The sequence below is a fragment of the Legionella qingyii genome (genome assembly GCF_003184185.1).
On the sequence record NZ_QHJG01000069.1, the window covers coordinates 1 to 4354 of the forward strand.

Below are 4354 nucleotides of genomic sequence, written 5' to 3' on the forward strand. Positions count from 1 at the left end.
TAAACATCTGGGAATTCTCATATCAATCTGTTCTATTCTTAAACTTTGATGAAATCGCCCTGATCATTTTTTAATCAGTTTTATCCTCATGGCGTTTTATAGTTTTGGTTAGATTATGGACTCATGCTTAACAAGCTGGTGCGGGGATAAGGCCATCTACTAAAAATAGATCTCTATTAAAACTTAATCGATTATGATTATCATTTGAGATGAAACCAATTTCCTCATTTGTTATATTGCAGATCCACCGCTCAATACTTATTGGTTTTTTAGACTGCAACGCTTTGGGTGTGAATAAGGCGACATTTATTCCTTTTTCAGGATCGCGAGTAGAACTATATTGAAAGGCTTCCACATTTGCTTTTCTCATTGAAGAGCCTAATTTTTGAGTATCACTATAATATTTAGGTGAAGAAATTATTTGTTCAACAGTATTAAATGGCTGCTTATTCAAAAAAATACCATGCACTGTTTTAATCCCTATTGTATAGCTTGAATAGGTCATCAGAATACTATCGGTGTAGGGTTCTTTCATTCCAGCCATAAAGACAAATCGATAATAAGCTGTTTCCGCTAAAGCGGTCGAAACATTTAGGGAGCCGTAAAATAGGCTTGGTTCAAAGGTATTGCCAAATCTTGAACCATACTGCAATGGAGGGTATCGAAATGGAGTAATCAGTAAATAATGCAAATCTTCATACTCTTCAGGCCTTTTAGGCTTAGATGTTTCTAATAATTCCTCTAATATAGCTTGTTCTTCAATATTATTAACAAGGGAGAGTGTTGCAAGCTCCTCCTGGTCTTCTACAACTCGATGTATTGTTGCCATTATCGGGGTAATATATTGTTTACCATCCATTTTATCCCATATATTTCCCACTAAACTTTACCTCTCATCGCATCTAAATAATTCACAACACGTGACAGTCCCATCACTGTTTTCATTTCCTGCAATGGAACACCCTGAATATGATAGTTATAAGTATTTAGCCAATGAATCATTACTTCTTTATTCCCGCCATTAAGTGCGTATAGGGATCTATAGACCCGGATCAACAGCAAAGCCAACTCCCCTGGCTTACTATCAGGGTCAAGTTCACCTTTTTTTAAACATCTATCAATCGTATTGCGATGTTGGCCAATAATGGCAGCCAGATCCTGGCTGTTAATTTTAATCTCATTTTTAAGTTGATTGATTGCCGTAGCCAAAACATTCGAAGGTTTAGGCTTTTCTGCTGCGTGCATAATTCATACTCACCTGACTCACCATATGGTGAATTATAGCACAAAAATCACCATTTTGTGTAATTGACTTGTTCATGCAGCGGACTTTATGCCGGATAATTTTTTAAAAGGCCCGGCACAAAGGCAAGTTCAGACATAAATACGATTGTGATTGAATTTTGATTATCATGATTCGTGGCGTCTGGGTAAGCCGATCTCCATTTTTGCCAAAGTTACTGCTTCTTCTTTATTCCATTGTTTCTGAGTAAACAAGGTTATCCCTGTTACAAAAAAAGAAAGGCTTTTTTCTTGTTCTGGCGATGGTGTCACTTCTTCTTCAAGTTTAAATTCTTGCTTTATTGATTCAACTAAGCCCGCAAGATATTTATTATTAGCGACTTCTTTATTATAAAAGGGAAGGCGCTCTTTAAAAAATGATTGAAGATCATTAAAAGTACTGCCAAATAGCAAGGGGCTTTTCGTTTTAAATAGCTTGCTCATCACTTCTATTTCATAGATATATGCATTTGCTTCAGTATTAGCAATGTTTGCCGCTACATTAAACGCATGTCCCGCCTCATGAACAATCGCACCGATTATATTAATCGTTTTTTGTTCCAAAAAATCTATCTTTAAAGCAATGGTTTGGTTAACAACCCAGTTTTTATGGTGCTGTCCTAATAATTTGTACGTGTTTTTATTCACAAAGATAGCAGGATTCCCTTGAACACCTAAAAAATCATGCGGTGGTTTTAAGATATCAATCTGAAGTTGTGGCATAGAGGCAGTTACTCCACTATCAAGGCCAATCCAACCTATTTCGCGGCATTCTTCGATAAGTAATCTAATGTGATAACTTGTCAGCATGATATTCTCCTTGTTCAAAGATTAACAGGGGAGCGTCAAATTGAGACCAAAATGACTAATAATTACAAAACCATTATTACGAATCGATATTTGCCAGTCAATACACTTTTTGGTCATTTAGGATTTATTTGAATTATTTTGGCGAAACTTATTAAAACAGAATCAATAAATGCGCATAGAACTAGGGTTTTGACCTATTGCTAAGGAAATGAACTACAGGTTAATTTTAAATGGTGATTGATCTATTAATGGTTTGATTTCTGATTCACTGATTAAATGACATGCATTCGATGTGTTTTTTACAGTTAACAAATCACATGAATAATAGATATTAATTGAAAAACTAGGGTCTAGTGAGTAAGCGGAATTAAATGAAATGTCAACAGACTCTAATGTTCATTGCGAATGATGATATAACCTTCTTCGGTTTGACAATATGTTACTACAGCCAGATTATCGATTATGCCTTGCAACGATTCTTTTTCAATGGGTTTGATCAGATAACCTGCGGCGCCTAAATCCGCTGATTTTTCTTTGTCCTTACGATAATCTGAACCAGTGCACATAATCACAGGAGTTTTATTGAGTATTTTATCGGTTTGAATTTGTTTCAATATTTCAAACCCATCCATCCCTGGCAAGTTGATATCAAGAAATATCAGATCAATTGGATTATTTCGAGCAAATTGGTCATGCAATAAATTAAGTGCTTCGTTCCCGCTTTGCGCTATAAAAAAATTAAAGTTTATATGCGCCCGCTCTAAGATGATTTTAGTAAATTCCAGATCCTCTTTAAGATCATCAACAAATAAAATATTCGCCAAGGAAGTTTGACTGGGTATATTAACTGGGCTTACTGAAGCTTCTTTTACTTTTTTTTGTCGATTTACCTTAAAAGCACTTGGTAGAGTAAAAGAAAATATTGTGCCGCCCCCAAATCTGGATTTACATTCTATTGTTCCACCATGTAATTCTAAAATTTTGGCGCATATTGCTAACCCTAAACCAGAACCCTTGCTTATCCGGTTAGCCCGTTTAAATGGCAAAAAAATGCTTTCATTGTCTTTGCTATCAAGCCCCAAACCATTATCGGAAACATGAAATTCTACATATTGTTTCTTTGGCTGTGCAGAAATAAATATTTCGGGAATATTTTCATTATAATAAATGGCATTGCTGATTAAATTTTGCATCAATTGAATCATTTGGGTTGGGTTGGCTTTCACATGAGGTAACTTCTCGGCAATGATGTGGGCATTTTTTTCCCGAATCAGATAATCAAGGTTTTTCGAAACCTCTCCGATAATCTCATTCATATCGCATTCTTCTTTAAGTTCTTCTTTAAATTCATCAAGTTGCATGTAATGAAACACGGTATCAATAAGCGTCAGCATGCGTTTGCTGGCATTATAAATATGCTGAAAGTAATCAGCTACTCTACCAGAAAAATGAGGTTTTTCTTGAGTGATGACGTCGACGAAAGAACTCATGGTTCGTACAGGTTCTCTAAGATCATGAGCCAGGGCACGGGTAAAAATTTCCAACGTATCTCGTTGCGCTCGTACATGCGCCTCTCGCTCTCGTATCGTCTCAATATGGGCTTTTAGATCAATATAAAGGTGTGCATTTTTCAGTGCAACCGATGTCGTATCTGCAAGTGCTTGTAAAATATTGAGCTCTTCTTGCGTTGGCAGGCGTTTTTGGGCCCAGTAATTACCAATAGCGCCTACTGGATCTTCCCTACGGATAGGTACCATCGCCAAACTCTTAACAAATGTGGGTCGATAAGCATCTTGTGGTATGCGTGGGTCATTATAGATATCCTCAATTACTGCTGACTTTTTATTCAACATCACCCAACCACTAATACATTTTTTCATAGGAAAGCGCTTGCCTTTCCATAATGGAGCGATTGCATTTTCCTCCACATAGTAACAACAATTACCGTCCTTCAGTATAAATGTTGCACCATCTGCGCCAGTTAGTTCTCGCGCTGCAAGGCGCACGATTTCGGTAATCGCTTGAATATCATTTGCCTGCGATAAATCTTGCACGACCTTAACCAAGTGTTCCATTGCTGAAACATACCAAGTAGAACATTCTGTGATGTTAGAAGATAATTTGGCATCCTGCATAAATGTAACTCGTTAAGTAAATTAATTTAAGTATAGCAGCGAGCAGATAGTAAAATTTTCCATCATGTGCGTATTCCGGAGGACTTGATCACTAATTCCGTTAGTCATTTGATCACCGATTCCGGAGT

General features: G+C 36.7%; 4 protein-coding genes. All 4 read right to left on the reverse strand.

The genetic code is table 11. The features are described from left to right. Positions 1-127: 127 nt before the first annotated feature. On the reverse strand, positions 128-859 hold the full coding sequence (locus DGG96_RS20345) for an RES family NAD+ phosphorylase (RefSeq protein WP_126955791.1): 732 nt from the start codon (positions 857-859) through the stop codon (positions 128-130). Positions 860-879: 20 nt separating this feature from the next. Then, the gene (locus DGG96_RS20350) at positions 880-1245 is read right to left on the reverse strand and encodes an MbcA/ParS/Xre antitoxin family protein (RefSeq protein WP_110144291.1); all 366 of its coding nucleotides are present in this window, start codon (positions 1243-1245) and stop codon (positions 880-882) included. Positions 1246-1410: 165 nt separating this feature from the next. Continuing rightward, on the reverse strand, positions 1411-2091 hold the full coding sequence (locus tag DGG96_RS20355) for a hypothetical protein (RefSeq protein ID WP_110144292.1): 681 nt from the start codon (positions 2089-2091) through the stop codon (positions 1411-1413). Between the two features lie 389 nt (positions 2092-2480). Next, complete coding sequence (locus tag DGG96_RS20360; RefSeq protein WP_110144293.1) at positions 2481-4226, reverse strand: hybrid sensor histidine kinase/response regulator; 1746 nt, start codon at positions 4224-4226, stop codon at positions 2481-2483. Between the last annotated feature and the right edge of the window lie 128 nt (positions 4227-4354).